27 protein-coding genes are annotated in these 26061 nt (G+C 71.4%); 9 read left to right on the forward strand and 18 right to left on the reverse strand.

The annotated features are described in order from the left end of the window. Positions 1-457: 457 nt before the first annotated feature. Positions 458-1429 carry an ATP-binding cassette domain-containing protein gene (locus CW359_RS22570; protein WP_105971901.1) on the forward strand — a complete coding sequence of 324 codons (972 nt, stop codon included), beginning with the start codon at positions 458-460 and terminating at the stop codon, positions 1427-1429. After that, positions 1426-2217, forward strand: a complete 792-nt coding sequence (locus CW359_RS22575; protein WP_105971902.1) for an ABC transporter permease — start codon at positions 1426-1428, stop codon at positions 2215-2217. The genes CW359_RS22570 and CW359_RS22575 overlap by 4 nt, the downstream gene beginning before the upstream one ends. Here CW359_RS22575 and CW359_RS22580 read toward each other — a convergent pair. From CW359_RS22580 to CW359_RS22595, 4 genes are all read right to left on the reverse strand, one after another. After that, entirely contained in the window at positions 2198-5413 is a 3216-nt protein-coding gene (locus CW359_RS22580) for an ATP-binding protein (protein ID WP_105971903.1), read from the reverse strand. The genes CW359_RS22575 and CW359_RS22580 overlap by 20 nt on opposite strands. 79 nt (positions 5414-5492) lie before the next feature. Then, positions 5493-6626, reverse strand: coding sequence for a hypothetical protein (locus tag CW359_RS22585; RefSeq protein ID WP_105971904.1), 1134 nt, complete (start codon positions 6624-6626; stop codon positions 5493-5495). 19 nt (positions 6627-6645) lie between these two features. Next, the gene (locus CW359_RS22590) at positions 6646-6822 is read right to left on the reverse strand and encodes a DUF397 domain-containing protein (protein WP_105971905.1); all 177 of its coding nucleotides are present in this window, start codon (positions 6820-6822) and stop codon (positions 6646-6648) included. Between the two features lie 2 nt (positions 6823-6824). Then, positions 6825-7709, reverse strand: a complete 885-nt coding sequence (locus CW359_RS22595) for a helix-turn-helix domain-containing protein (protein ID WP_332874992.1) — start codon at positions 7707-7709, stop codon at positions 6825-6827. A 145-nt stretch (positions 7710-7854) separates the two neighbouring features. On the opposite strand from CW359_RS22595, the gene CW359_RS22600 reads away from it, so the two are divergent. The 4 genes from CW359_RS22600 to CW359_RS22615 all read left to right on the forward strand — a co-directional run bounded on the left by CW359_RS22600 (position 7855) and on the right by CW359_RS22615 (position 9472). After that, positions 7855-8298, forward strand: coding sequence for an ATP-binding protein (locus CW359_RS22600; protein ID WP_105972025.1), 444 nt, complete (start codon positions 7855-7857; stop codon positions 8296-8298). Between the two features lie 62 nt (positions 8299-8360). After that, positions 8361-8714, forward strand: coding sequence for a hypothetical protein (locus tag CW359_RS22605; RefSeq protein ID WP_105971907.1), 354 nt, complete (start codon positions 8361-8363; stop codon positions 8712-8714). Continuing rightward, positions 8707-8964 carry a hypothetical protein gene (locus tag CW359_RS22610; protein ID WP_157968618.1) on the forward strand — a complete coding sequence of 86 codons (258 nt, stop codon included), beginning with the start codon at positions 8707-8709 and terminating at the stop codon, positions 8962-8964. The genes CW359_RS22605 and CW359_RS22610 overlap by 8 nt, the downstream gene beginning before the upstream one ends. Positions 8965-9028: 64 nt before the next feature. After that, positions 9029-9472, forward strand: a complete 444-nt coding sequence (locus CW359_RS22615; RefSeq protein WP_157968619.1) for a hypothetical protein — start codon at positions 9029-9031, stop codon at positions 9470-9472. Between the two features lie 46 nt (positions 9473-9518). On the opposite strand, the gene CW359_RS22620 is transcribed toward CW359_RS22615, so the two are convergent. The 6 genes from CW359_RS22620 to CW359_RS22645 all read right to left on the reverse strand — a co-directional run bounded on the left by CW359_RS22620 (position 9519) and on the right by CW359_RS22645 (position 15578). After that, positions 9519-10535: a helix-turn-helix domain-containing protein gene (locus CW359_RS22620; RefSeq protein WP_105971910.1), complete on the reverse strand. Its 1017-nt coding sequence runs from the start codon at positions 10533-10535 to the stop codon at positions 9519-9521. A gap of 8 nt (positions 10536-10543) precedes the next feature. After that, positions 10544-11122 (reverse strand): hypothetical protein, encoded by a 579-nt coding sequence (locus tag CW359_RS22625; protein WP_105971911.1) that lies wholly within the window; start codon positions 11120-11122, stop codon positions 10544-10546. 127 nt (positions 11123-11249) lie between these two features. Continuing rightward, positions 11250-12089 carry a carbohydrate ABC transporter permease gene (locus CW359_RS22630; protein WP_105971912.1) on the reverse strand — a complete coding sequence of 280 codons (840 nt, stop codon included), beginning with the start codon at positions 12087-12089 and terminating at the stop codon, positions 11250-11252. Then, a complete protein-coding gene (locus CW359_RS22635; RefSeq protein WP_198655340.1) occupies positions 12089-13051 on the reverse strand; it encodes a carbohydrate ABC transporter permease in 963 nt (320 codons plus the stop codon). The genes CW359_RS22630 and CW359_RS22635 overlap by 1 nt, the downstream gene beginning before the upstream one ends. A gap of 78 nt (positions 13052-13129) precedes the next feature. Beyond that, on the reverse strand, positions 13130-14473 hold the full coding sequence (locus CW359_RS22640; RefSeq protein WP_105971914.1) for an ABC transporter substrate-binding protein: 1344 nt from the start codon (positions 14471-14473) through the stop codon (positions 13130-13132). A gap of 82 nt (positions 14474-14555) precedes the next feature. Beyond that, complete coding sequence (locus CW359_RS22645; protein WP_105971915.1) at positions 14556-15578, reverse strand: LacI family DNA-binding transcriptional regulator; 1023 nt, start codon at positions 15576-15578, stop codon at positions 14556-14558. Positions 15579-15758: 180 nt separating this feature from the next. Between CW359_RS22645 and CW359_RS22650 the strand changes: the two genes are divergently transcribed. Together CW359_RS22650 and CW359_RS22655 are read left to right on the forward strand one after the other, a co-directional pair. Beyond that, positions 15759-17138 carry a glycoside hydrolase family protein gene (locus tag CW359_RS22650; protein ID WP_105971916.1) on the forward strand — a complete coding sequence of 460 codons (1380 nt, stop codon included), beginning with the start codon at positions 15759-15761 and terminating at the stop codon, positions 17136-17138. 41 nt (positions 17139-17179) lie between these two features. After that, positions 17180-18397 (forward strand): glycoside hydrolase family 1 protein, encoded by a 1218-nt coding sequence (locus CW359_RS22655; RefSeq protein ID WP_105972026.1) that lies wholly within the window; start codon positions 17180-17182, stop codon positions 18395-18397. Between the two features lie 30 nt (positions 18398-18427). Here the strand turns inward: CW359_RS22655 and CW359_RS22660 are convergent, their stop codons facing one another. From CW359_RS22660 to CW359_RS22695, 8 genes are all read right to left on the reverse strand, one after another. Then, positions 18428-19036, reverse strand: coding sequence for a hypothetical protein (locus CW359_RS22660; RefSeq protein ID WP_198655341.1), 609 nt, complete (start codon positions 19034-19036; stop codon positions 18428-18430). Then, positions 19020-19511, reverse strand: a complete 492-nt coding sequence (locus CW359_RS22665; RefSeq protein WP_105971917.1) for an RNA polymerase sigma factor — start codon at positions 19509-19511, stop codon at positions 19020-19022. Before CW359_RS22665 ends, CW359_RS22660 begins: the two co-directional genes overlap by 17 nt. A 113-nt stretch (positions 19512-19624) precedes the next feature. Continuing rightward, positions 19625-20275, reverse strand: a complete 651-nt coding sequence (locus tag CW359_RS22670; protein ID WP_198655342.1) for a class F sortase — start codon at positions 20273-20275, stop codon at positions 19625-19627. After that, the gene (locus CW359_RS22675; RefSeq protein WP_105972028.1) at positions 20272-20655 is read right to left on the reverse strand and encodes an MYXO-CTERM sorting domain-containing protein; all 384 of its coding nucleotides are present in this window, start codon (positions 20653-20655) and stop codon (positions 20272-20274) included. The genes CW359_RS22670 and CW359_RS22675 overlap by 4 nt, the downstream gene beginning before the upstream one ends. A gap of 237 nt (positions 20656-20892) precedes the next feature. After that, on the reverse strand, positions 20893-21852 hold the full coding sequence (locus tag CW359_RS22680) for an alpha/beta fold hydrolase (RefSeq protein ID WP_105972029.1): 960 nt from the start codon (positions 21850-21852) through the stop codon (positions 20893-20895). Positions 21853-21959: 107 nt separating this feature from the next. Beyond that, complete coding sequence (locus CW359_RS22685; RefSeq protein ID WP_105971918.1) at positions 21960-22730, reverse strand: enoyl-CoA hydratase/isomerase family protein; 771 nt, start codon at positions 22728-22730, stop codon at positions 21960-21962. Beyond that, positions 22727-23143, reverse strand: coding sequence for a Zn-ribbon domain-containing OB-fold protein (locus CW359_RS22690; protein ID WP_105971919.1), 417 nt, complete (start codon positions 23141-23143; stop codon positions 22727-22729). Before CW359_RS22690 ends, CW359_RS22685 begins: the two co-directional genes overlap by 4 nt. Positions 23144-23172: 29 nt before the next feature. Further along, positions 23173-24330, reverse strand: coding sequence for a lipid-transfer protein (locus CW359_RS22695; RefSeq protein WP_105971920.1), 1158 nt, complete (start codon positions 24328-24330; stop codon positions 23173-23175). A gap of 117 nt (positions 24331-24447) precedes the next feature. Between CW359_RS22695 and CW359_RS22700 the strand changes: the two genes are divergently transcribed. Then, positions 24448-26031, forward strand: a complete 1584-nt coding sequence (locus tag CW359_RS22700; RefSeq protein WP_232838537.1) for a FadD3 family acyl-CoA ligase — start codon at positions 24448-24450, stop codon at positions 26029-26031. Positions 26032-26061: the final 30 nt, after the last annotated feature.

Genomic DNA, 26061 nt, shown 5'->3' on the forward strand with positions numbered 1-26061 from the left:
GGGGACGGGGACGGCTCGTACGGGGTGAGTTTCTTCGCCCCCGCCGCCCCTACCCGTCCCATCCCTGGGGGGGGCCCCCCCCCGCCCCCCCCGGGGGGGGGGGGCGCGGGGGTCGCGGGGGGGGGGGGGGGGGGGGGGGGGGGGGGTGGGTGGGGGGTTGATCGGCCTTGACGGCCTCGTCCTCAAACGCCGGACGGGCTGAGTGGTGCTGGCCGTGGCTTCAGGGGTGCGGGCCGTGGCCCTGGGGTGCTGGCGGGGCTTGGGTTTTCAGCGCAGGCCGGCATCTCCAGCCCGTCCGGCGTTTGAGGACGAGGCCGTTCAGGCCGACAAGCGGGGGTCTGGGGGCGGTAGCCCCCAGGGATGGGACGGGTAGGGGCGGCGGGGGCGAGAACACCTTCCAGGGCGCTGAAACCACGGTGAAACCGCGCTGAATGCGGCCTGCCGCAATCTCCTCGGCATGACCTCGACGACATCGCACTCACCCGCCATCGCGGCCCACGGGCTGCGCAAGGCCTACGGCGACAAGACCGTCCTCGACGGTATCGACCTCGCCGTCCCCACCGGCACCGTCTTCTCCCTGCTCGGTCCGAACGGGGCCGGCAAGACCACCGCCGTCAAGATCCTCTCCACCCTCGTCAGCGCCGACGCGGGCGAGCTGCGCGTCGGGGGCCACGATCTCGCCACCGACCCGCAGGCCGTACGGGCCGCGATCGGCGTCACCGGGCAGTTCTCCGCCGTGGACGGACTGATCACCGGCGAGGAGAACATGCTCCTCATGGCCGACCTGCACCACCTGCCCCGGGACGAGGGCAGGAAGTCCGCCGCCGAGCTGCTGGAGCGGTTCGATCTCACCGACGCCGCGAAGAAGCCCGCCTCCACCTACTCCGGCGGCATGAAGCGCCGGCTCGACCTCGCCATGACCCTCGTCGGCAACCCCCGGATCATCTTCCTCGACGAACCGACCACCGGACTCGACCCCCGCAGCAGGCACAACATGTGGGGCATCATCCGTGGCCTCGTCGCCGACGGCGTCACCGTCTTCCTCACCACCCAGTACCTCGAAGAAGCCGACGAACTCGCCGACCGCATCGCCGTGCTCCACGACGGCAAGATCGCCGCCGAGGGCAGCGCCGACGAACTCAAACGCCTCATCCCCGGCGGACACGTCCGCCTCCGCTTCACCGACCCCGACGCCTACCAGTCCGCCGCCACCGCCCTGCGCGAGGTCACCCGCGACGACGAGGCCCTCGCCCTCCAGATCCCCAGCGACGGCAGCCAACGCGAACTCCGCTCGATCCTCGACTGGCTCGACACCGCCGGCGTCGAGGCGGACGAACTGACCGTCCACACCCCGGACTTGGACGACGTCTTCTTCGCCCTCACCGGCCCCGCCACCCTCACCGACTCGACCAAGGAGAACGTCCGATGAGCGCCTTCACCCTCGCCCTCCGCGACTCGAACACCATGCTGCGCCGCAACCTGCTGCACGCCCGCCGCTACCCCTCCATGACCCTCAACCTGCTGCTCACGCCGATCATGCTGCTCCTGCTCTTCGTCTACATCTTCGGCGACGTGATGAGCGCGGGCATCGGCGGCAGCGGCGCCGACCGCTCCGACTACATCGCCTACATCGTCCCGGGCCTGCTGATGATGACCATCGGCTCCACCGTGATCGGGGCCGCCATCGCCGTCTCCATGGACATGACCGAGGGCCTCATCGCCCGCTTCCGCACCATGGCCATCTACCGGGGATCGCTCCTCATCGGGCACGTCCTCGGCAGCGTGCTCCAGGTGCTCGCCAGCCTGGTCCTGGTCGGTGCCGTCGCCGTGGCCATCGGGTTCCGGTCGACGGACGCGACGGCCCTGGAATGGCTGGCCGCACTCGGACTGCTCGCCCTGTTCTCCCTCGCCCTCACCTGGATCGCCGTCGGCATGGGCATGGCCAGCCCGAACCCCGAGGCCGCCAGCAACATGGCCATGCCGCTGATCCTGCTCCCGCTCATCTCCAGCGCCTTCATCCCGGCCGACACCATGCCGGGCTGGTTCCAGCCGATCGCCGAGTACCAGCCCTTCACCCCGGCCATCGAGACCCTGCGCGGGCTGCTCCTCGGCACCGAGATCGGCAACGACGGCTGGATCGCCGTCGCCTGGTGCCTCGGCCTGATCGCCCTCGGCTACCGCTGGTCGACGGCGCAGTTCAACCGCGACCCGAAGTAGCGGTGGCGGTGGAGCCGGCGGCAGAGGCGACGCCGGCGGCAGAGGTGGCAGCGGTGGTGGTGGCAGAGGCGGAAGCCACCGCCGTGACGACAGCCCGGGCCGCGTCCCGCAGTCCGTCCCGTCCCAGGGCGGCGTACTCCGACACGGCGTCGGCGTACGCCGCCCTGTCGGCCTGCTCGGCCGCCCGCCGGGCGCGGTCCGACGACATCGTCGGCTGGTAGTCGCGCAGCACCCCAAGCCGCTCGGCCAGCGCGATCATCCGTACGGCGGCCGGGATGTCGTCGCCGGACGCGAGCGCCGCCGTGCCGAGGGCGTGCAGCGCCGTCCCGTACAGCACCTCCATGGGCGAACCGGCCGGGCCGTCCAGCATGGTCCGCAGGTCCTGGCGCAGCCGGACGACCACCTCGGCGACCTGCTCGACGCGGCCGACGTGCGCGTGCGCCGTCACCGCCGCCGACTGGATCTGCAGCACCCACCGGTCCAGGAAGGGATCGCCGCCGTGCAGCGTGTACGCCCCGGTCACCCCCTCCAGGGCGCCGCGCCACAGGCCGAGCCCGACCTCCGTCAGCCCGCGGGCGAGCGCGATCTCGGCGCGTCCGCCGAGGCCGGGGCTGTGGAAGTCGTCCGGCTGCGGGATGCTGCGGCCCTCCGCCTGCCGCAGCCAGTACTCGGCCTCGTCGGGATCGCCGCGATGCAGACAGGCGAGGACCAGACCACTGCGTACGCCGATGGAGTCGTGCTCGTCACCGAGCCGCGGCAGCGCCTCCAGCGCCGCCATGAGGTGCGTGTACGCGGCCTCGCCGCCCTCCGTCCTCAGATACAGCTCGCCCAGCCGGGCATGGCCCATGACCTGGAGGAACGGATTGTCGACCGGGGCCAGCGCGGTGATGATCCGGCGGGCCGAGGCGAGCGCGCGGTCGATGTCGTGCTCGTACTCCCACACATAGGTGGCGACGCACTCGGCGATACCGGCGAGCAGCGGCTCCTCGCTGTCGCAGAGCCGCCGCAGCACCTCGTGGTCCGGAGGCCGCATCTCGGGGACCGCGCAGAGCACGATCGCGATGGCGCGCGCCAGGGTGTCCGGCGGGGCCGGGGGCAGCCGCCGCAGGGTGACCAACTGGCGTACGGCGTGCGGGCCGTAGCCCATGAACAGGATCGCCGTCGACAACACGGCGGCGGAGCGGGCGACTTCGACGTACTCGGACCCGGGCTCGGGACGGTAGTGCGACAGGAGCGGGCCGGTCTCCGCGGTGAGGGCGGCGAGGCGGGTGAAGTTGGAGCCGGTGGACCACAGGGCGGTGAGGACGGCGGTGAGTGCGGCGACGGTGGGACCGTCCGTGCGGGCCAGGGCGTGCCGCAGGGCGAGTACGAGGTTGTCCTGCTCGGCCCTGACCAGCTCCCAGGCGGTCATCGGTCCCGAGCCGAAGAACCAGTCGTGGTACGTGACCCCGAACTCCCTTGCCCAGCCCAGGAACCGGTCGAGGGCCACCTCGTCCTCGCCCGCCTCGGTACGCCGGGCCGCGCTGAACTCCCGTACGGTCTCCAGCATTCGGAAGCGGACGCCGGCCGGGGTGTCGGCGACGGTGAGCAGCGACTGGTCGGCCAGCTGCTCCAGGACGAACAGGGCGTCCCCGCCCAGGACTTGCTCCGCCGCCTCGCCGGAGAAGCCGCCGGGGAACACGGACAGCAGGCGCAGCGCGGCCCGGGCCTCCGCGTCGAGGAGGTTCCAGCTCCAGTCGACGACGGCGTGCAGTGTGCGGTGGCGCTCCGGTACGCCCCGGACCCCGCCGCGCAGCAGCGCGAACCGGTCGCCGAGGCGGCGGGCGATCTCCGGGACGGACAGGACCCGTACGCGCGCCGCCGCCAGTTCGACGGCGAGCGGCAGCCCGTCGAGGTGTCGGCAGAGCCCGGCGACGGCGTCCGGCGGCAGCTCCACACCGGGCCGGGCGGCGCGGGCCCGTTGGCCGAACAGCTCGACGGAGGTGGCGAGTCGGAGTTCGGGGAGTGCGTATACGGCCTCCGAGGTCAGACCGAGCGGGGCCCGGCTGGTGACGAGCACCCGCAGCTCCCGGGCGGACGAGACCAGCGCCTGTACGAGGGCGGCGGCACCGGCGACGACCTGCTCGCAGTTGTCGAGGACCAGCAGGGCGGGCCCGGTGCCGAGGACGCCGAGGATGCCGGGCACGGGATCGTGACCGCCGAGCGCGCCGGGCCGCGCCTCACCGGCGCCGAGCGCGGAGGCGACCTCGGCGGCCACGTCGTCGTCCCTGGTGACACCGGCGAGCGGCACGAAGTACACGACGCGCTGCTCGGCCCGGCGGCTGACGGCGTGCGCGAGCCGGGTCTTGCCGAGACCGCCGGGCCCGACGACGGTGACGGCACGCGATCCGCCCAACAGCCGTTCCACGGCGGCGATGTCGTCGTCCCGGCCGAGCAGCGGATTGGGCTCGTGCGGCACACCGTGCCGGAGCACGGGTGCCTCGCCGAGCAGCAACTCTCGCTGTACGGACTTGAGTTGCGCCCCCGGATCGGTGCCGAGCGTGTCGCGCAGCTCGCGCCGGTACGCCTCGTAGCGGGCCAGCGCGGCGGACGGCCCCGTCGACCGGGCCTCGCCGCGCAGCAGTTCGGCGAGCACCTCCTCGTCGCGGGGGTGCTCGGCAGCCACGGCGGCCAGCGGCCCGGCGGCCTCCGCGTGCCGCCCGAGCCGGGCGAGCGCGAGGGCGCGGGCGCGGACGAGGGAACGGTGGACGGGGGCACGCTCGGCACGCAGGGCGGCGACGGGATCGCCGTCCTGGTCGGCGGCGGGGGTGCCCTCCCACAGGGCGAGCCCGGCCTCGGCGGCGGCGAGGGACCCGGCGTGGTCGCCGGCGCGGGCGCGGTCCGAGCACTCGGCGGCACGCAACAACAGGGCGGAACTGTCGACCTGTTCCTCGGCGAGGGCGAGCCGGTAGCCGGTGGGTGTGCTGGCGATGACATCGGCACCGAGCTGGGTCCGGGCCCTGGACACGAGCACCTGGAGCGCCTTGCCGGGCCGCTCGGGCAACTCGTCCGGCCACAGCCCGGCCACCAGCCGCTCGGTGCTGCAGCCGGTGCGGTGGTCGCCGGCGAGGAGCGCGAGCAAGGCACGGAGCCGGGGCGCGGTGACCTCCTGGCCGCGGTGGGCCACGCGGGGGAGGAGGGTCAGGTCGGTGGGCATTTGTGCAGGGTAGCCAAGGGGGTTGGGCTGTGCGTCAACTCGTGTGCGGTGGCGTGCAGTTCGGGGTGCTGTTCGGGTGCTAGAGGAGGTGCGTGAGGGAGTTCTGCTTGAGGATCTCGCGCAGCCACGGGCTGCGTACGGCCGGTAGCCGGGCCATGGTGCGGTGGAACACGCGCGGGTCGGCACGGAACGGCTGTGGGGGAAGCGGTGCGAGCGGGTCGTCACGGAGCACGTCGAGGGGGATGACGCCGGACGCGAGGACGGGCGGGTACGGCTCGGGGAAGACCAGGGACAGCCACACACCGAACGGCAGCGGCACCCAGTATGCCGAGGTGGTCGGATCGGCGGGGGCCCAGGTTTCCCCCGTCTGAGGATGGGTGGGTACGAGGAGGATGTCGGCGTGGGCGTGGGCGTCGGAGCCGGTGCCGGTGTCGGGCGCGGGCAGTTCCGGTCCGGCCAGGACAGCGCGCCGTGCCGAAGGCCCGGTGGGCAGCAGGGTGTCGAGGGCGCGTCGGAAGAGGTCCGCGACCAGGCCGTCCGGGACGGTGACGGGTCGTCCCTCCGAGGCGGCCAGCAGATGGGCGAGCGCCTGGCCCGCGGCGGCCACCCACCGCGGGCTCCACGACCAGAAGTGGCTCGACCCGAGCCGTGACCCTCCCCAGGTGGCGACCGGCTCGAAGGGAGGCGTGGCACTCCCCTCCGCCACCAACTCCGCCCAGGACAACGGCATAACGTCTGTGTCGCCGCCGCCGTCGACAGGGCACCGACGCACCGCGTCCGGGGCGAGCCACGTGGCCTGCCATAGCGAACAGTCGTCGATCCTGGTCGCCACGAGCGACCCGCACGCCTCGCAGGCCGCGTTGGGGCCTTCGCGGCCGTCGAGCCCGCAACAGGCGCCACCGAGTCGCTCCGGGAACAACACGGTTCCGCGCGTGTCCCCGGGAGCGACGACGATCGCGCCGGACGCGCCGTAGGACAGGGCGTGGACCGGCGCGAGAACACCACGAAGAGCCGCCTCCTCCGAACCGACCTCCTCCCAACGCCGCCAGGGCGGCCCCCAGGGCTCCGTCTCGACGGCGAACGTGCCCGGCTCCATGAGCACGGGGAGCTGGATTGCGTTCCCGTACTTCTGATGGGCATGGACGGGCAGGGCGACCTGGGACAGGGGGGTGGTCAGCGGGGCGTCGCACCCCGCGCACACGAAAACGAACAAGTCTTCCCGATTCGCTGGGTCACTGCGCGGCGGTGAACTTCCGCCAGGCGGTGGGGGAGAGGTGGAGTATGGGGGCGTCGGGGGTGGGTGCTTTGGAGTCGCGGACGGCTACGACTCCGGGGAAGTTGCGGGCGACTTCTACGCACTCCTGTGCCAGTTGGCTGTAGCTGGACTTCACGAAGTCGAACTTGGACACGGTCACATTTCCTTGCGTAGGTCGCCGATGAGTGCGAGGGAATCGCGGGGGGCCAGGGCGAGCCGGGACGTGCTGTCGAAGGCTGTGATGTAGAGGTTGCTCTCGGCCTCGTTCTCCGCCCAGACCATGCCCTTCATGGTGTCACTCTGGACCACGTCCAACGCCTCGTTCTCCATGAAGGAGAGGATGCAGAACGCGCCGGAAATGCAGGGATGAGCACCGGCTCGGAACGGAAGCACCTGTAGGCGCACGTTCGGCAACTCCGCGACGTCCAGCAGGCGTTCCAGTTGGGCGCGCATGACCGAGGCGCCGCCGATCTGCTGGTGCAGCGCCGCTTCCCAGATCACCGCGTGCATCTGGATGGGACGTTCACCGAGCAGCCGTTCCTGGCGCTTGCGCCTGACCTCGACCCAGCGCTCGACGTCGAACGGATCTCCCCAGGTGCTGCTTTCGTCAATGGCCAGAGCCCGCGTGTATTCGGAGGTCTGGAACAGTCCCGGGATCAGCGAGGACTGCCAGTTGCGCATGCGCTCGGCGACATCCTCCATCCCGAGGTACTCGGCGGTGGAACCGCTGTCGACAGTGTTGCGCCACCAGCCCTTCGCCTTGCGCCGCTCGCGGTCCAGCTGGGCCAGCTCCAGCAGCCGGGCGAGGACCCTGGGGTCCTCCAGTCCGTAGAACTCGCACAGCACCCGGATGTCCGGGTCGCGCATCGGCACCCAGCCGCGCTCCATCTTCACGATCTTGGTGCCGGTCGCGTTGATGGACTCGGCAGCCTGCTGCTGGGTCCTGCCGGCGGCGTCGCGCAGCCGCAGCAGCTCTCCACCTAGCTTGCGCGCCAGGACAGTTGACACCTGTCCCTGCCGGGGCTGAGTCGATCTCGTCACGGCCACACTGTGTCGCACAGCCATTACGCAGTCGAATGACTTGGCATTTTCAGGAAGAACTTCCTCAGTTCGATTGTGCTGAGAGTTGAGGCGCGACTACCTTCGGTGCCCGGACACTCACCCCACGCACTCGGAGGTGCACCCCATGCTCGACCCCCTCCTCCACGAGGACCGCCTCGACTACACCCCCGTCCCCCGCAGCGTCCCCCTCGCCCGAACCCGCACCGCCCGGCTGGTCGTCGAGTGGGGGCACCCGGAGCTGGCCGGTGATGTCGCCCTCGTCGTCAGCGAGTTGATGACCAACGCCCTGCTGCACGGGAGCATCCGGGGGCGCCTCATCCGCGTACGACTGACCCTCACCGCCGACGCCCTGCGCGTCGAGGTGAGCGATCCGCGTGCCGAGCGGGTGCCGTGTGCTCGGGAGGTGGGCGGGGACGATCAGTTCGGGCGGGGGCTTTTGCTGGTGGGGGCGTTGGCCGGGCGGTGGGGGGTGGGGCCTCGGGAGGGGGTGGGGAAGACGGTGTGGGCGGAGTGGGGGCCGGCTGTCGCCCCATGTGATGGCGTTCCGCTCATCGGGCTCAAGAAGTGACGGGAATGGCGCTAGCGTGGGCGTGTGCCGGAACGCGGCTCGACGAGTGGAAGGGGCGGCCGATGACCATGCCGTATATGGACGGGGACGGTCCACTGATCCCTCGGCCCGAGCTGACGCTGCCCGATCTGCGGCAGGCCGTGGCCACCGTCGCTCCGTCCCGGTTGCCCGAGTTCTTCGATGACCTGCAGAAGGCTTTCGTGCGTGCCGGGGACGAGGACAGCGTCGTACCGATCCGGATGTTCTACCGGCAGTGGGGCGTCGTCGTGGAGATCGAGAGGCACCCGGAGACGGCCCGCAGGCTGCACGTCGCCGAGCAGGCGATCAGCAGCGCCGACCCTGACGTACGGGAGCGGGCGATCCAGGAGGCAGGCGAGATCGTACAGGCGGCTCACCGTGAGGTCGCCGGTGGCTGACTGGCACTGGGAGCTGTTCCAGGACGACCTGCTGGAAGGCCTCCCGGAGGTGGCACGCGCCGAGACGGACCGGCTGGCCAACGAGATCGCCGTACGCGAGTCCATGGTTTTCCTGGAGGGGGCCGCCTGCACCGGTCCGGGGCCTGGCGTGCGGACCGAGAGCCTGGGGCCCACGGGACGTACCGCTTCGGCACGTTCCGTCAGGCCGTCCCCGTACGGAGATTCATGTCGGCTTGGTCTGGGCGGCTGAGGGTGTTCGGGCCTGGTCCAAGGCCAGTAGAGTGCGGGCTTCACCAGTGCTGGGGGAGGTTTTCGTGTTCGGTCTGTCGGGGCAGAGGCTGCAGCGGGGCTTCGCGGAGTTGGGGAATCTCACCGGCCGCACGCTGGAGGAGATCGTCGCCGTAGTTGGTTCACCGGTCAGTCAAAGCATGGCGGGGCCGGGGCAAACCCTGTTCCAGTGGCAGAGCGGCAGCTACCACATCGCGCTCCTCTTCGAAGAGGGTCTGTTCGCGGGCATCATGAGTGAGGACTCGGGAGCGTTGCCCGGAGGGCGGAAGCTGGCTCAGGGGTTCGCGGGTCTCGGTAATCTCGTGGGCCGCAGCCGGGACGACATCATCGCTGTGGTCGGGCCCTACTCCAGCTTCAGCCTGGTGGGGTCCAATCAGGTACTTCTGCAATGGCAGAGCGACGTCTACCACATCGCGCTCCTCTTCGAAGAGGACAACTGCATGGGGATCACGCACGAGTTCGCCATCTGACCGGACCGCTTGGAGCAGTGGAGAACGGATACCGGGTCCTGCCCCGTCAGGCTGGTCCGGACGTCACCGGGCCGGCGGGCGACTGGACGCTCAGGGCCGTCTGGCGGTACTCCCTCGGCGAGACCCCGTACGCCGTCCGGAACGCCCGGGTGAAGTCGGCTGCCCGGGGGAAGCCCCAGTGGGCGGCGATGGTGTGGATCGGTGTGGTGCGCAGGGTCGGGGTGGACAGGTCCCGGCGGGCGCCCTCCAGGCGCTGGGAGCGTATCCATGCCGCCACCGTCTCGCCCTGGGGCTGCTGTTGGAAGACCCGGTGCAGGTAGCTGACCGAGATGTTGTGGGCCGCCGCTATCACCGGCGGGGTCAACTCCGGGTCGTGCAGGTTCTGTTGAACGAACGCGCGGATGCGTTCCGTCAGGGCCTGCTGGCGGGTCTCCGGGGGCAGGGCGGTCTCGGCGTCCAGGAGGCTGGCCAGCCAGGCGGTGAGGAGGTCGACCACGACTCTGCCCAGGCGGGGTGCGTCGGCGGGCCGGAGGGTGTGGGCCTGGCGGTTCAGGCCGGTGAGGTGGTCGGTCAGCAGGGCGCCGATTCCCTCGTGGCCGGGCAGGCGCCGGTTCAGCAACTCCCTTACGCGGTGCGGGGGGAGGGGGATAAGGGCCTTGGGGATGTCCAGGCCGATGCCTGTGACGACCCGGCGTTCGTGGTCGTCCGCCGGGCGGAAGTCGTAGGGGCGCGAGCTGTCGACCAGGTGCAGGTCGTGGGGGCCGAAGGCGGTGTTCCGGCCCGCGTGGTCGAGGGCCATTCCGTCGTCGAGCATCAGGGTCAGGTGGTACAGCTCCTGGTCGTCCTGGCGCACCATGCGCGTGCTCCGGTGGAACCGTGTCGGCAGGAACGACGCCCGCATCACCGTGGCCGGGCCCAGCTCCAACAGCCTTAGCTCGCCCCAGAATCGGGCCGCGTGCGTGCTGATGAACTCGTTCGAGCGGGTACGGGCGATCAGTTCCCGCCAGTAGTCGAACCTGTCCTCGGCGGGCACGTCCTCGCTGTGGAACACCGTCCCGATCATCCCGGGCCTCAGTCCGGACAGCCTGCCGTCGAACCGTCCGCCGCCCCGGACGTGACGGCCACTCGGTAGCCGGTGCCGGAGGCGAACTCGGGCCCCGTCACGCTCTCTTCGGCGTCGAGGATCTCCCGCGTCAGGAAGTACACGTCCAACTGCGTCGTGTCGTCGGCCTTCGTGCCGAGGGTGAAGCACAGGCTCGTGGGTCCGTCGGCGGACGCGGACCCACGGGTGGCCCGGGACGGCTGCCAGCCCGCGCGCTCCGCCGCCGCCCGGTAGTGCCGGGTCACCTCGGCCTTGTCGCCCTCGCCGCCGGGGAGGACGTACGTCCGCTCGGCGTACAGCCATACCTCGCCGCTGTCCGTCCAGCAGCCCGCGTCGAGCTTCTCGAAGCCCTTGGGCACGACCGTCCCCTGCGGCCGGGAGCCGAGGATGCCGTGCGCCTTCAGCTCGTCGACGCGGCTCTCGGTGCCGTCGCAGCCCGCGTCGGAGGCGGCGTCCACCAGGGTCTGGCAGCCGGTGAGGGCTCCGGTCGCCAGTGTCGCCGCCGAGAGGAGGGCGGCGCCCCGGCCGGATCTGCTGCGAAGTGCCAAGCCGACTCCCGTGGTTGACATCGACTCGGGCCGTCCATCCCGCCAACTGGCCCGAATTCATGCGGTCGGTGAGATTATCATCCCCCTCGCGACCGCCTCCGTCATCACTGCTCAGCCGCTCAGCCGCTCAGCCCTTCACCGCCGAACTCGCCACCCCCTGCACGAACCAGCGCTGGAAGAAGAGGAAGACGATCAGCACGGGCAGGACCAGGAGCACCCCGAAGGCGAGCGTCTGCCCCCAGTCCGGCGGGAGTTGGGCCTGGAACACGCTCATCTCCAGGGGGAGGGGCCGGACCGCCGGGTCGGACACCATCAGGACCGGCCAGAGGAACGAGCCCCACTGGGTGAGGAACGTCAGGATCGCCACCGACGCGAACGCCGGCTTCGACATCGGGACGACGATCGCGAAGAACGTACGCCACGGGCCCGCCCCGTCGATACGGGCCGCCTCCTCGATGCTCGGCGGGATCGAGCGGAAGAACGTGTGGAACTGGTAGACCGAGAAGGCGTTGGCGATGAACGGGAGCGCCAGGATGTAGAGCGTGTTGCGCTGGTCGTTGAACATGTAGAAGAGCGGGACCGCCACCGACTCGAATGGGACCAGCATCAGGAGGAGGATCAGGGTGAAGACCGCGTTCCTGCCCCGCCACTTCAGCCTCGACAGGCCGTACGCCGCCATCGAGTTGACGAACAGGCCGCCCGTCACCACCACGAACGCCAGCAGCAGTGAGACGCCCATGAAGCGCCAGAAGTAGCCGGTGCTGTCGGAGTCGAGGTTGTCCAGGACCGCTGTGTAGTTGTCGAAGGACAGGTGGGTGGGGAGGAAGCCGGAGAGGCCGTTCAGGACCTCGTCCGAGGGCTTGAGGCTGCCCAGGAACAGGTAGATCACCGGCAGCGCGAAGACGAACGCCAGGACGGACAGGACGGCGTAGTCGAGAAAGCGGCGCAGGGGTGTGCGGGGCATCATCAGTCCTCGTTGTCTGGGCGGACCACACGGCGCTGGACGACCGTCAGGGCCACGACGATCAGGAAGAAGACGACCGTGATCGCGGCTGCCTGGCCGACGTTGTTCTGGTCGAAGGCCGTCGTCACGGCCTGGTACATCACCGTGCGGGCCGCGTCCTCGTCGAGGCCGCCGCCCTTGACCAGGACGTACACCTGGTCGAAGACCCGGAACGACAGCACCGAGGTGAGCATCGCGACGAAGACGAGCGTGCCCCGGATGCCCGGCAGGGTGACGTGGCGGAACTGCTGCCAGGCGGTGGCGCGGTCCAGCCGGGCCGCCTCGTACAGCTCGGTCGGGATCTGCTGGAGGCCCGCCAGCAGGATGACCATCTGGAAGCCCACGCCCTGCCACACCGACAGCACGATGATCGACGCCATCGCCGTGGCACCGTCGCCGAGCCAGTCGAAGGCGCCCCAGTTGCCGAAACTCACCGCGTGCAGCGCGGAGTTGAGCATGCCCTGGTCGCTGCGGGCCAGGATGAGCCGCCAGATCACCGCGACCAGCGCCATCGGGAAGACGACCGGCAGGAAGAAGAGGGACCGGAACACGCCGATCGCCCTGAGTTTGCGGTTGAGGAGGATGGCCAGGCCCAGGGCCAGCCCTGTTTGGAGGGGTACCACGACCACCGCGAAGGTGAGGTTGTTCAGCAGGGCGCGGAGGAACGGGCCCGAGAGGTCCGGGTCCGTGAACAGGCGGCGGTACTGCTCCAGGCCGAAGAAGGTGGGCGCGAGCGGGGAGCCGAGGCGGACGTTGTAGAAGGAGAGGACCACGGCGTACACGAACGGGACGCCGACGAACGCGACGAGTCCTACGACGGCCGGGGCGGACATCAGCAGTCCGTGCAGCCAGTCGCGGTTCTCGCGGCCCTGCCGCCGTGCCGGTCGTACCGTACGCGCCGGTCGCGTCGGGCGCGAGGGCTTCATGGGTGTCACGGAATTCACGGGTGGGTCCTGTTCCCGGCGGGGCGGGCGCGGCGGTCGCGCCCGCCCCGGCCGACGGTCCTACGGGATCTGGTAGCCGGCGTTGTCGGAGAAGTCCTGGTCGATGGCGCGGGCGGCCTTCTCCAGGGCGCTCTTGGGGTCGGCGCCGCCATAGATCGAGTTGAGGGCCTCGCTGAACTTGGCGGTGACGACCGGGTATCCGGCGGTCACCGGACGGGTCACCGCCACACAGGACTTGGTGATGTCGGTGTCGCCGCACGGCTTGGCCAGCTGGTCGGAGTAGAGCTGGAGCGGGCCGCCCTGCTTGTACAGCTCGCTCTTCGCCAGCGCTGTCTTCGTCGCCGGCACCGCTCCGTTGGCCGCCGTCATCGCCGTGACGTTGGTGTCGTCCAGGAGGGTGTCCAGGAACGTACCGGCGGCCTTCGCGTTCTTGCTGTCGGCGCCGATGCCCCAGGCCCAGGAGCCCTGGCCGGTCTTGGGGCCGTTGCCGAAGTCGGGCAGCGGCAGGACGACGAGGTCGTCACCGAGGGCCTCGCTGTAGGCCGGGTACATCCAGTGGCCGACCCAGCTCAGGGCGACCCGGCCCTTGGCGAAGGCGTTGCCGTCGGTGTTCGGGTCGACGTACGTCTTCCAGGACTGGAAGGTCTTCAGGGCCGAGACCACGGCCGGGGTGTCGAGGGCGCCCTCCGCCTTGCCGTCCTTGAGGAGGGAACCGCCCGCCGACCAGACGATCGGGGCGAAGCCGTACGTGCCCCACTCGTTGGCGTAGCCGCCGGTCTCCTGGAGGTCGAGGGTCTTGCCGTCGGAGTCCTTGGCCTGCAGCGCCTTGAGCGCGGCGGTGAACTGCGCCGCCGTCCAGTCGTCGGACAGGCCCGTCGGGTACTTCACCCCGGCCGCGTCCAGCAGCTTCTTGTTGCCGTAGATCCCGAGCCCGGAGTCGAACATGCCCAGGCCGTAGTGCTTGCCGTCGATCTCGCCCTGCGCCTTGCTCGCGTCGGTGGCGTTGCCCATCGTCGCGGAGGAGACGTAGTCGTCGATCGGGGCGAGCTTCTTGTTGTAGACGAAGTTCGCCATCGTCGGGCCGTCGAACTCCATCACGTCCGGCAGGTCGGAGGCGCTGGTCGCGGTGATGGTCTTGGTGTAGTCGGCCTCGGGGATCAGCTTCAGGTCGACCTTGACCGCGCTCTGCGAGGAGTTGAAGGACTTCACCGCGTTCTGCAGCGCGGCGGCCTCGCTCTTCTGGCCCTGGTGGGCCCAGACACTGATCGTGCCCTTGCCGCTGCCCGCCTCGGCGGAGGTGTCCGTGCCGCCGCCCGAGCCACCGCAGGCGGCCAGCGCCACCAGGGGCGCGAGCGCCAGGCCCGTACAGGCGATGCGGCGGTACTTTCTGCTGGTCGCGCTCATGGCTGTGCCTCCGTGCTGGCGAGGGTTTCGACGTGCTGACGTGTCTGTGGGGTTCGGTCGGACTGGGTGGGGCTCGGTGGGGTTACTGCGGGCCGCGCGGGCTCGGCGGGGCCGTGGTCTCACGCAGGACGAGGCGGATGGGCATCCGCACCTGCCCGGCGGGCGGGTCGGCCTCGGGCTCGTCGAGCTGACGCAGGAGCAGGCGGGCGGCTTCCGCGCCCTGCCGGGCGACCGGCTGGGCGACAGTGGTCAGGCCGACCACGTCGGAGAGTTCGTGGTCGTCGAAGCCGACGACGGACACGTCGTCCGGCACCTTCAGCCGGTGCCTGCGCAGGGCGCGCAGCGCGCCCATCGCCATCTCGTCGGACTGCGCGAACACGGCCGTCGGCGGCCGGGCGGCGGCCAGCAGCTCGGTCATCGCCCGCTCACCGCCGTCGACGGTGTAGTCACCGTCCGCCTCCAGCGCCGGATCGTGCGCGATCCCGGCGTCGGCCAGGACGTCCAGGTAGGCGTTGCGGCGCTCGACGGGCGTCGTCCAGTGCAGCGGGCCGCTGGAGCCGCTGATCATGCCGATCCTGCGGTGGCCCAGGTTCACCAGATGCCGTACGGCGCTCTCGGTGCCGGCCCGGTCGTCGATGCCGACGACGGTGAAGCCGGGCCGGGCGCCGCCGACCGTGCTGGCCAGCGGCACGCCCAGTGAGCGCAGCGCGGCCGACTCCGCCTCGTCGGGGATGAGGAGCGACAGCACCGCGTCCACCCGCTTGCGCACCGGCAGCTTGGTGAAGAAACGCTTGCGTGTCTCCGGCGAGCCCAGGTTGTACAGCAGGACGTCGTACCCGGCGGCGCTGAACTCGCGCTCGGCGGCGTCCAGCACGGTGCCGAAGAACCAGCGGCCCACGTACGGGACCACGACCCCGATCGTGTACGTGCGCCCGCTGGCCAGGCTGGACGCGGAGCGCGAGGCGGTGTAGCCGAGCTGGGAGGCGAGGGCCGCGATCTGCGCCCGTACCTCCTCCGACACCCCCGGCCGGCCGCGCAGCGCGCGGGACACGGTGGACGCCGAGACTCCGGCGGCACGGGCGACGTCGGTGATGCTGGCCGTCACGGCGGATACCTCCCGTTGATGTCACATCGATGTGATCTGTGGGTGACGTGACCGTAGACCCGCCCATGCTGTTGCGCAAGCGTTTGCGTTCATATTTACTTGGGCCGATTCTCAGGAGACCCTTTTGTTATCCGGCAACAGCGCATGCGTTTGGGCGCTGTGGAGCGACAGGAACCGCGTATGCGATACGCCCCGCCCGGCCTCTGCGTGAACGACTTCGCCGTCCTGCGGGACGACGCGGACGGCACGTACGCGGTGCTGCATCTGCAGGGGCCCTGGACGGCCGAGTTCGACCATCTGCGGATGGAGACCTCCTTCGGCCGGGCGACCTCCACCGACCTGGTCGCCTGGCAGCCGCAGGGCACCGCCTTCGGGGTCGGTCTGCCCGGCCGCTTCGACCAGCAGGCGGTGTGGACTATGCACCCGCTGCGGCACGGCGACGGATCGGCGATGTTCTACACGGGCGTGAGCGGACTGACGCCGGACGGCTGGCCGTTGCAGTCGGTCGGCCTGGCGTACTCCGACCGCACCGACGGCACCGGCTGGCGGCGGCACGGCACCGGGCCGGTTGTCGAGGCGGACCCGCGCTGGTACCGCACCGGGGAACGGATGGGCTGGCGCGACCCGTTCGTCGTACGCGACGACGCTGACGGGACGGACGGGACGGGAGAGTCGGGAGGGGCGGGCGGCTGGGCGATGGTGATCTGCGCGAGCGACGCCTCCCTCCCGGTCGAGGTCAGCGGTTGCGTGGCCCTGGCGACCTCCACCGATCTGGAGCACTGGACCGTCCATCCGCCGCTCATCTCACCCGGTGACGTCGACGAGTTGGAGTGCCCGGTCCTGGAGCGCCTCGACGACGGCGGCTGGCTGCTGCTCGGCTCCATCGGCGCCACGCGCGGCTTCGAGTCGTGGACGGCACCGGCCCTGCGCGGCCCCTGGACCCGACGCGGTCCCCTCGGCCCGACCGGCTCCTACGCACCCCGGGTCGTCGCCGCCCCCGACGGCACCCGCGTCGTCCTGCACACCACACCCCGCCAGGTCGGCCTCACCGACACCGGGGAACGCTGCCGGGGAATGCTCGCGCAGCCCAAGTCCCTTGTCGTGGACGGGGATTCGGCGCCCCGCCTGGAGTGGTGGTCCGGCCTCGACGCCTGGCTGCTGCCCGAGACGACGGAGCCCGCGCCGCACGCGGTCGGGGACATCGACGTCGCCGGGCGGGTGGAGGTCACCCTGCGCACCGGCGACGACGGCAGCCCCGCCCTGGTCGTCGGCTGCGACGGCAAGAACCTCTGGATCACCGGCCCCACGGGCACGCCCCTGGGCGAGACCGTCCTGCCCGAGCCCGCGACCGCCCTGCGCGTCCTCACGGTCGGCGAGTACGTCGAGGTCTACGCGGACGGCGTCTTCGTCCTGACCGCCCTGTGCTACTCGGGCCGGCCCGCCCCCTGGACGGCGGTGACGGACGGACACACCCGCACCGTCCCGGTCCGCCCGGTCCGGCTGCCCGACCCCGACCGCGACGACGCGTCCGCCGTATGGCCGGGTCCGGCCACGAGTTGATGGGCCACGAGTCGAAACGCCGCGAGTTGAAAGGCTCCGCCATGGAAACGACCCCCGCCGGTCTCCCCTTCTCCTTCCCCTTCCCCGACGGCTTCCTCTGGGGGGCCTCCACCGCCGCCCACCAGATCGAGGGGAACAACGTCAACAGCGACTGGTGGCACCGGGAACACGCCCCGGACACCACGCTCCCGGAACCCAGCGGCGACGCCTGCGACAGCTACCACCGCTGGCGCGAGGACATGGACCTGCTCGCCCGACTGGGCTTCACCGACTACCGGTTCAGCATCGAGTGGGCGCGTGTCGAACCGGCCCCCGGCCGCTTCTCGAAGGCGGAGATCGCCCACTACCGCCGTATGGTCGAAGGGGCGTTGGAGCGCGGGCTGCGTCCCATGGTCACCCTGCACCACTTCACCGTGCCGCACTGGTTCGCCGAGCGCGGCGGCTGGACGGCCGAGGGCGCGATCGACCTCTTCGAACGCTACGTACGGGCCACCGCGCCGATCATCGCCACCGGCGTCCGTCACGTCTGCACCATCAACGAGCCCAACATGATCGCCCTGGCCGTCGCCTTCCGCGAGCTGGGCACCGAGGTCGCCCCCGTCGCGGGCATCCCGCTCCTCGACGAACCGACCACCGACGCGCTGATCGAGGCCCACCACCGGGCGCGGACGGCGCTGAAGTCGATCTCCCCCGACCTCCAGGTCGGCTGGTCCGTCGCCAACCAGGTCTACCAGGCACTGCCCGGCGCCGAAGCCGCGACCGCCGCCTACAGCCACCCCCGCGAGGACGTCTTCATCGAGGCCGCCCGCGACGACGACTGGATCGGCGTCCAGTCCTACACCCGTACGAGGATCGGCGCGGACGGCCCGCTGCCAGCCCCTCCCGACGCCGAACTCACCCTCACCGGCTGGGAGTTCTACCCCGAGGCCACCGGTCACGCCCTGCGCCACACCGCCGCCCTCGTCGGCGACGTCCCGCTCATCGTCACCGAGAACGGCATCGCCACCGCCGACGACAGCCGCCGTGTCGCCTACTACACCGGCGCTCTCACCGCCGTCGCCGCCGCCCTGGAGGACGGCCTCGACATCCACGGCTACCTCGCCTGGAGCGCCCTCGACAACTACGAATGGGGCTCCTACCGGCCCACCTTCGGCCTCATCGCCGTGGACCCCGACACCTTCGTACGCACCCCCAAGCCCTCCGCGGCCTGGCTCGGCGGCCTCGCCCGCACCGGACGGCTGCCACGCGCCGACTTGTAAGGGAGAGGGGGAAGGGCTGGGGGAGGTGGGCTACGGCTCCAGGGTGTCGACCGACTCGGTGACCGGCGAGTCCTGGCTCGGCGTCGGCGTCGGCGTCGGAGCCACCTCCGCCTCGCTCGCCCCCGTCGTGGCCTCCGGGGTGGCCGTGGGGGCCTGGTCGGGCGAGGCGAGGGATGCCCCGGTGGGGTCCGTGGCGGGTTCCTCGGCCTGGCCCTGCGTCGACTCCTCCGTGGGTTCCTCGGCGGGACCGCCCGAGGGGACGGCGGTGGCCGGAGCGGGGTACGCCGACCGGGACGGGGACGGCGACGGGTCGGGGGTCGCCGGGGCGGTCGAGACGGGCGGGGCCATGGGGATCGTAGGAGAGCGGGGGTTCTGGGACGACGACGTCAGGCCGAGGGGGAGCGCGATGAGCGCGGCGACCGCGCAGGCCACGCCCACTCCGGCCGCCGTACGGACTCGGCGGCGACGGGTCGCGGTGCGGCGGATCTCCTCGAAGCGGCCCGGGGGTGCGCCCAGATAGGCGGGGGCGGGGCCGAGGAGGACGAGGAGCGGATCGTCGGGGTCTTGGGCGGGGCCGGTGCCCGGTAGGCCGAACTCCCGGGCGTCGCCCTCGTCTTCGTCGTCAAAGCGTGTGGTCAAGGCTCTTCCTCAAGTGGGCGCGGAGCAGTTCTCGGGCCGCGTGGAGGTCGGCCTTGACGGTTCCTTCCTTGCGTCCGGTCAGCGCGGACACGTCCCGGATCGGCATATCAGCGTAGTAGTGCAGGAGGATCGGGACGCGCAGTCGCTCCGGCAGCGACTGGACCAGCATGCGGATGGACGGGTCCGCCGGGTCGGCGTGCGGGCGCAGCGCCGCCTCCGTAGTCACGTGCCGCATCGCCCTGCGTTCGCGTTCCGTCTTGCGCCAGTGGTCCCGGACGATGTTGGCCGCCGTCACATAGAGGAAGCCGCGCGGCTCCTCCACCGTCGTCCAGCGCGCCCACAGGCGCGTGAACGCCTCCGAGGCGATCTCGTGGGCCGTCTCGTCGTCGTCGACGAGCCGGCGGCACCAGCCGGCCAGGCGCGGATAGAGGGCGGCGAACAGCTCGGACGCTGCCTTGTCGCGGGACCGTTTCAACGCTCTCCATGGTGCTGGACGACCTGCTGCCACCGGTGCGGCGGTCGTGGGGGAGGACGGCGGGTCGGCGGCGTACGTTCCGCCGGCCCGCCATCCTTTCTGTGCGGGTACGGTCACGGGCGCGTCGAGGACGTCAGCGCCGCGAAGACGATCACGTTGTCGAGGTAGCCGTTCGCGTCGCGCGGGCCGCCGCAGGTGATGAGCCGCAGCTCGGGGCGGCTCACGTTCCCGTACACGTCCTCCGTCGGGAAGTCGGCCTTGGCCACCGTACGCAGCGAGGTCACCGTGAACTCCGTCTCCGTGCCGTTCTCCAGACGCGCCGTGATCCTCTCGCCCCGGCGCAGCCGCGCGAGGTCGTGGAAGACGCCGTCCCCGTACGCGCCGACCGTGACGTGCCCGAGGATCACCGACGGTCCGGTCATGCCCGGCGTCGGCGAGTGCTCGTACCAGCCCGCCAGGTCGTGATCGGCGACCGGCGGAACCTCCACGCTGCCGTCGGCGGCCAACCCCAGCCGCATGACCGGGGTGTCGACCCCGATGGCGGGTATCCGCAGCCGGACCGGAGCCGAACGGCCCACCGCCCGCACCGACTTGGCGGAGGTGTTGGTGGAGGCGGAAGCCGAAGGTGGTGGTGGCGTGGTGGTGCCGGGCTGCGCGGTCCCGGTGACCCGTACGCCGTCGCCGCCGGAGGAGCAGCCCACCAGCAGCGAGGCCGCAGCCGCCGTGGCCGCTGTCCCGAAGGCCCGCCTGGAGAGCACGGTCACGCCCCGGTCGCCCGCCGGCGGCGTACGACGAACACGGCCGCGCCGGCCACGGCGAACGCGGCGGCGGCGCCCCCGCCGATCAGCGTCCCCGGCGTCCCGGAGTCGGACGACTGCGGCGTGACCCCGGTGCCTGCGGCGCCCTTCGGGACCTCGGAGACCTGGGCCGGCTCCTGGACGTCGGTGGTGGGTGCCGTGCTGGGCGCCGGGCTGGCCTCCTCGGCGGGCATCTGGGTCGGCTCGGCGCTCGGGGCCGGGGTGGCGTCGGTCGGCGCGGTGCTGGCGACCGGGGTCGGGCTGCTGCCGTCGGCGAACGCGGGCCCGGTGCCCGCGAGTACGGCGGTGGCCGCGAGGGCCACGGCGCTGAGGACGGTGCGGCGCACGGTACGGCGCATGGATTCGCTCTCTTTCGTCGGTCCGTCCGGAAGTGACGGATCGTGCGAAGAGACGAGGCGGCCCGGGAGCAGGTTGTAAAGAGATGGCAAAGTCGCCGGAGTGGGAGAGGAGATGGGAGTGAGGAGATGGGAGTGAGGAGGTGGGAGTGAGGAGGTGGGAGTGAGGAGGTGGGAGTTGAGAGTGCGGGTGTGGGGAGAGGGGCGCCAACCCCCTCCCCATACCCGCTACTTGTCCGCGTCCCTCAACTCGCCCAGGAACGCGATCAGTTCCGCGTTCACCTCGTCCGGGCGCTCCTGCTGCGTCCAGTGCCCGCAGCCCGCCAGCACCACCGGCGGGCGCCGCAGGTTGGGCATCAACTGCGGGAGCCGCTCGATGAGTTCGGGTGTGCCGGGGAAGGCCGGTACGAGGTCCCGGTCGCCGTACACGTACAGCGCGGGCGGGCTGACCACCGCGCCGTGCCAGGCCGCCGTCAGCTCCCAGTTGCGGTCGATGTTGCGGTACCAGTTGAGGGCACCGGTGAAGCCGCCCGCGAAGCTCTCGGTGAGGTGGTCGAGGTCCGCCTCGGTGAGCCAGGCCGGGAGTTCCTCCGGGTCGGGCATCGTGTCCAGCCAGCCCTGGCCGTGCTCGACCAGCGGCTGCTTGCCGGAGCCCGCGTCGGGGCCGTCGCCCGAGGCGGCGTACAGGGCCTTGCGGAGGGTGAGGCGCGGGTCGCGGTCGAGTTCGGCGTCGGCGACGCCGGGCAGGTTGAAGTAGTTCCAGTAGAAACGGCCGCCGAACCGCTCCTCCATCGCGCCCAGCGGACGCCGTGTGCCCCGGAACGGCGGCGGCACGCTCAGCCCGGCCACCCCGCGCACGACGTCCGGCCGCAGCAGCGCGGTGTGCCAGGCCACCGGCGCCCCCCAGTCGTGCCCGACGACGTACGCCGTCTCCTCGCCGAGCGCGTGGATCAGCCCGACCACGTCCCCGACCAGGTGCAGGATGCTGTACGCGGACACGTCCTCGGGGCGGTCGCTGCGGCCGTAGCCGCGCTGGTCGGGGGCGACGACGCGGAACCCGGCGGCGGCCAGCGGGCCGAACTGGTGGCGCCAGGAGTGCCAGGACTCGGGGAATCCGTGCAGCAGCACGACGAGCGGGCCCTCGCCCGCCTCCGCGATGTGCAGCCGGATGCCGTTCACGTCCACCATGCGGTGCTCGATCACCGTGCCGGGCCCAACCGTCGTGTCCTGTCCGGCCACCATGTCTTGTCCGGCCACCATGTCTTGTTCAGCCATGAAGCAAAGGGTATGTGTTGCTATCGCAACCGGAAATCCGGGGTCCTGGAGGCGAAGAGTTCCGCCTGCCGGTCCCCGGGCAGGTTGCCGAGCCGGACGAGATGCGGGGCGAACGCGAGGGCGTGCGCACGGGCCGCCTCCTTCGCCGCCCACACCGCCCGGACCGTCCCCTGCACCCCCTCCGGCGGATACGACGCGATCACCCGCGCACACTCCACGGAGGCCGCCAACACCCCACCGGGCGCGCTGACTTCACTGACCAGGCCGATCTGGTACGCCCGCGCGGCCGACACCCGCTCGGCGGTCCCCATCAGCGCCATGCGGGCGATCTCCCCGTACGGCATCCGCTGCGCCATCCCCATCGACTCGTAGGCGCTGACCATGCCGTAGGTGGTGTGCGGGTCGAAGAAGGTCGCGGCCGGGTCGGCGACGACGAACTCCGACTCGGAGAGCAGGTAGAAGGCGCCGCCGCAGGCCATGCCGTTCACGGCGGCGATCACCGGTTTCCAGAGGCCGTTGGCCTTCGGGCCGATGTTTTCGAGCGGATCGTCCACCATGTAGGGGGAGTTGGGCTGCGGCACGGTCGCGGTGCGGTCGAGCCCCGTGCAGAAGGCGCGCTCACCGGCTCCGGTGAGGACGATCGCCCGTACGGTGTCGTCGAACCGCAGCTCCCGCCAGGCGGCGGCCAGTTCGGCGGCGGTGGCGAGGTCGACGGCGTTGAGTCTCGCCGGCCGGTCGAGGGTGACGACGGCGACCCCGGTGTCCTTGTCGGTGACGATCCCCAGGCTCACGGGCGCTCCAGCATCCACTGCGGCAGCCCGTCGCCCGAGAAGACCACTTGCACCCGGGCGCCGATCCGAATGCGGTCCGGGGAGAGGGAGTTGAGGGGCGCGTCGGGCCCGGTGACCAGATTGCCGACGAGCCGGATGCGCGGGGCGTCCGCCAGCTCGACGAGGATCACGTTGTACGGGGCCAGCTCGGCGTACTCCGGCAGGAGCGGCGGATGCGGGACGACGTACGACCAGACGCGTCCGCGTCCGCTGACCTGACGCCACTCGCTCGCAAAGGACTGGCAGTGCGGGCAGCAGGGGCGGGGCGGGAAGCGGGGTTCCTCGCAGTCGGCGCAGGTCTGGACGCGGAGTTCGCCCTGGGCGGCGTATCCCCAGAAGGGGGCGCCGTCGTCGTCCACGACAGGGGTCAGCATCACTCAACTCCTCGTTTCCACCACGTCAGTCAGTTACGCAGGAGCAGGGCCGAGGTCGGTACGCCCTCGCCCGCGGTGACCAGGCAGGTGCCGGCCCCGGGGACCTGGGCGGTGCTGGTGCCGCGCAGTTGGCGTACGCCCTCGGTGATCAGGTTGAAGCCATGGACGTAGGCCTCGCTGAGACCGCCGCCGCCGGTGTTCATCGGCAGCCGCCCGCCGATCTCCAGGGCGCCGCCCTCGGTGAAGGCGCCGCCCTCGCCGCGTCCGCAGAAGCCGTAGCCCTCCAGGGAGAGCGGGATGAGGGCGGTGAACGCGTCGTAGATCTGGGCGACTTGCACGTCCTCCGGGGTGAAGTCGGCGTGCTTCCAGAGGTGTCGGGCGGCGGTCCAGGCCGGGCCGGTCAGCGGGTCGTCGTTCCAGTAGTTGACCATCCCGTGGTGCTGGGCGGGCAGTCCCTGGGCGGCGGAGTGGATGTAGACGGGGGTGCGCCGGCAGTCCCGGGCCCGTTCCGCCGAGACGACGACACAGGCCAACGCCCCGTCCGTCTCCAGGCAGTTGTCGAAGAGGCAGAGGGGTTCGCTGATCCAGCGGGAGGTCATGTACATCTCGCGGGTGAGCGGACGGTCGTACATGATCGCGGCCGGGTTCTGGTTGGCGCGGTTGCGGCAGGCGAGGGCGACGTTGAAGAGGTGGTCGCGGGTCGTGCCGTACTCGTGCATGTGGCGGCGGGTGAGCATGGCGATCTCGTCGGCGGGCCGCAGCAGCCCGAAGGGCCGGGTCCACTGGGCGGGCGTGGGGAGTTGGACGGCCGTGTTCTTCCAAGGCCTGGGACCGCTGCCCCTCTTCCGCGACCGCCAGGCGACCCCGACCGTGGCCTGCCCGGAGGCGATGGCGGCGGCGAGATGGGCGACGGTGGCGCAGGAACCGCCGCCGCCGTAGCCGACCTTGGAGAAGAAGGTGAGGTCGCCGAGCCCGAGCGCCTTGGCGACCTCGACCTCGTCGGTCTCCTCCATGGTGAAGGAGGCGAGGGCGTCGACCTCGGCGGGGGCGATGCCCGCGTCGTCGAGCGCGGCGAGGATCGCCCGGCACGCCAAGGTCCGCTCGCTCTCCGGGAGTTGGCGGGCGAAGGCGGTCTGCCCGATTCCGGCGATGGCGGTGGCGTCCTTGATCCCGGCGGTAATGGCCATAGCTGTGCACGCACCTCCGCGCGAGAGCCCGGCTGGCTGCTGACAGAGCGTCAGGTTACAGCTAATCTGACGGTCAGTCAGCTCTTGTGTTCGGGGATGTTGTCGGGGAGGCCGGCCGTGCGCGGTGACGTGGAGTGGGGCAGCATTCCGGGACTGGTCCGGGCGGCGGCCGACCGGTACGGCGACACCGAGGCGGTCGTGGACGGCCGTACGCGGGTCTCGTACGCGGAGTTGGGCGCGCGGGTGGAGCACGCGGCGGCTGCGTGCGTCGCGAACGGGGTGGCGGCCGGGGACCGGGTGGCGATCTGGGCGCCCAACACCCTCGACTGGCTGGTGTCCGCGCTGGGCGCGGTCTCGGCGGGCGCGGTGCTCGTACCGCTGAACACGCGCTTCAAGGGGACGGAGGCCGCGTACGTACTGGCCCGCAGCCGCGCCAAGTTGCTGTTCGTGACGGGCACGTTCCTGGGCACGTCGTATGTGGCGTCCCTGCGCAGGGCGGCGGGCGAGGGCAGCGGTTCGGGCCCCCTGCCGGGGCTTCCGGAGCTGCGGGACGTGGTGGTGCTGGGGGAGGACGCGCCCGCTGAATTCCGTACCTGGAAGGACTTCTTGGCGGGCGGGGACGGAGTGGACGCGGGGGTGGTCCGGGCGCGGGCGGAGGCGGTGAAGGGCTCGGACCCCTCGGACATCGTCTTCACGTCGGGCACGACCGGGCGGCCGAAGGGGGCCGTGATCACGCACGCGCAGTCGCTGCGGGCGTACGAGATCTGGTGCGAGTTGGCGGGACTGCGGGAGGGCGACCGCTATCTGGTCGTGAACCCGTTCTTCCACACCTTCGGCTACAAGGCAGGGGTGTTGGCGTGCCTGATGCGGGGCGCGACGCTGATCCCGCAGCCGGTGTTCAACGTCAACACGGTACTGGCGAACGTGGCGGCGGAGAGGGTGACGGTACTCCCCGGCCCGCCGACCCTGCTCCAGTCGGTCCTGGACCACCCGTCCCGGTCGGCGTACGACCTGTCGTCGCTGCGGCTGGTGGTGACCGGGGCGGCGGTGGTGCCGTTGCAGCTGGTGGAACGGCTGCGTACGGAGCTGGGCGTGGCGACGGTCCTCACGGCGTACGGCCTGTCCGAGGCGAGCGGCATCGTGACGATGTGCCGCCGGGGGGACGGGGCCGAGGTGATCGCGTCGACCTCCGGGCGGGCCGTGCCGGGTGTCGAGGTGCGGGTGGAGGCGCTGGTGGGGGAGCCCGGGGAGGTGCTGGTGCGGGGCTTCAACGTCATGCGCGGGTACTTCGAGGACGCGGCGAGCACGGCCGAAGTGGTCACGGAGGAGGGCTGGTTGAGGACGGGGGATGTCGGCGTCCTGGACGACGCGGGCAATCTGCGGATCACCGACCGCCTCAAGGACATGTTCATCGTCGGCGGCTTCAACGCGTATCCGGCGGAGATCGAGCAGTTGCTTGGCCTCCATCCGGAGGTGGCGGACGTGGCGGTGATCGGCGTACCGGACGGGCGGTTGGGCGAGGTCGGGAAGGCGTTCGTGGTGCGGCGGCCGGGGGTGTCGCTGACCGGGGACGACCTGATCGCCTGGGCGCGGCGGGAGATGGCGAACTACAAGGTGCCGAGGGTGGTGGAGTTCGTGGGCGGGCTGCCTCGGAACGCGAGCGGGAAGGTGGTCAAGGGGGAGTTGCGGGGCGGGAGTTGAGGGAGGGGAGTTGAGCGGGGGCTGGTTGTT

The sequence above is a fragment of the Streptomyces geranii genome, from assembly GCF_002954775.1.
Taxonomy (GTDB): Bacteria; Actinomycetota; Actinomycetes; order Streptomycetales; family Streptomycetaceae; genus Streptomyces; species Streptomyces geranii.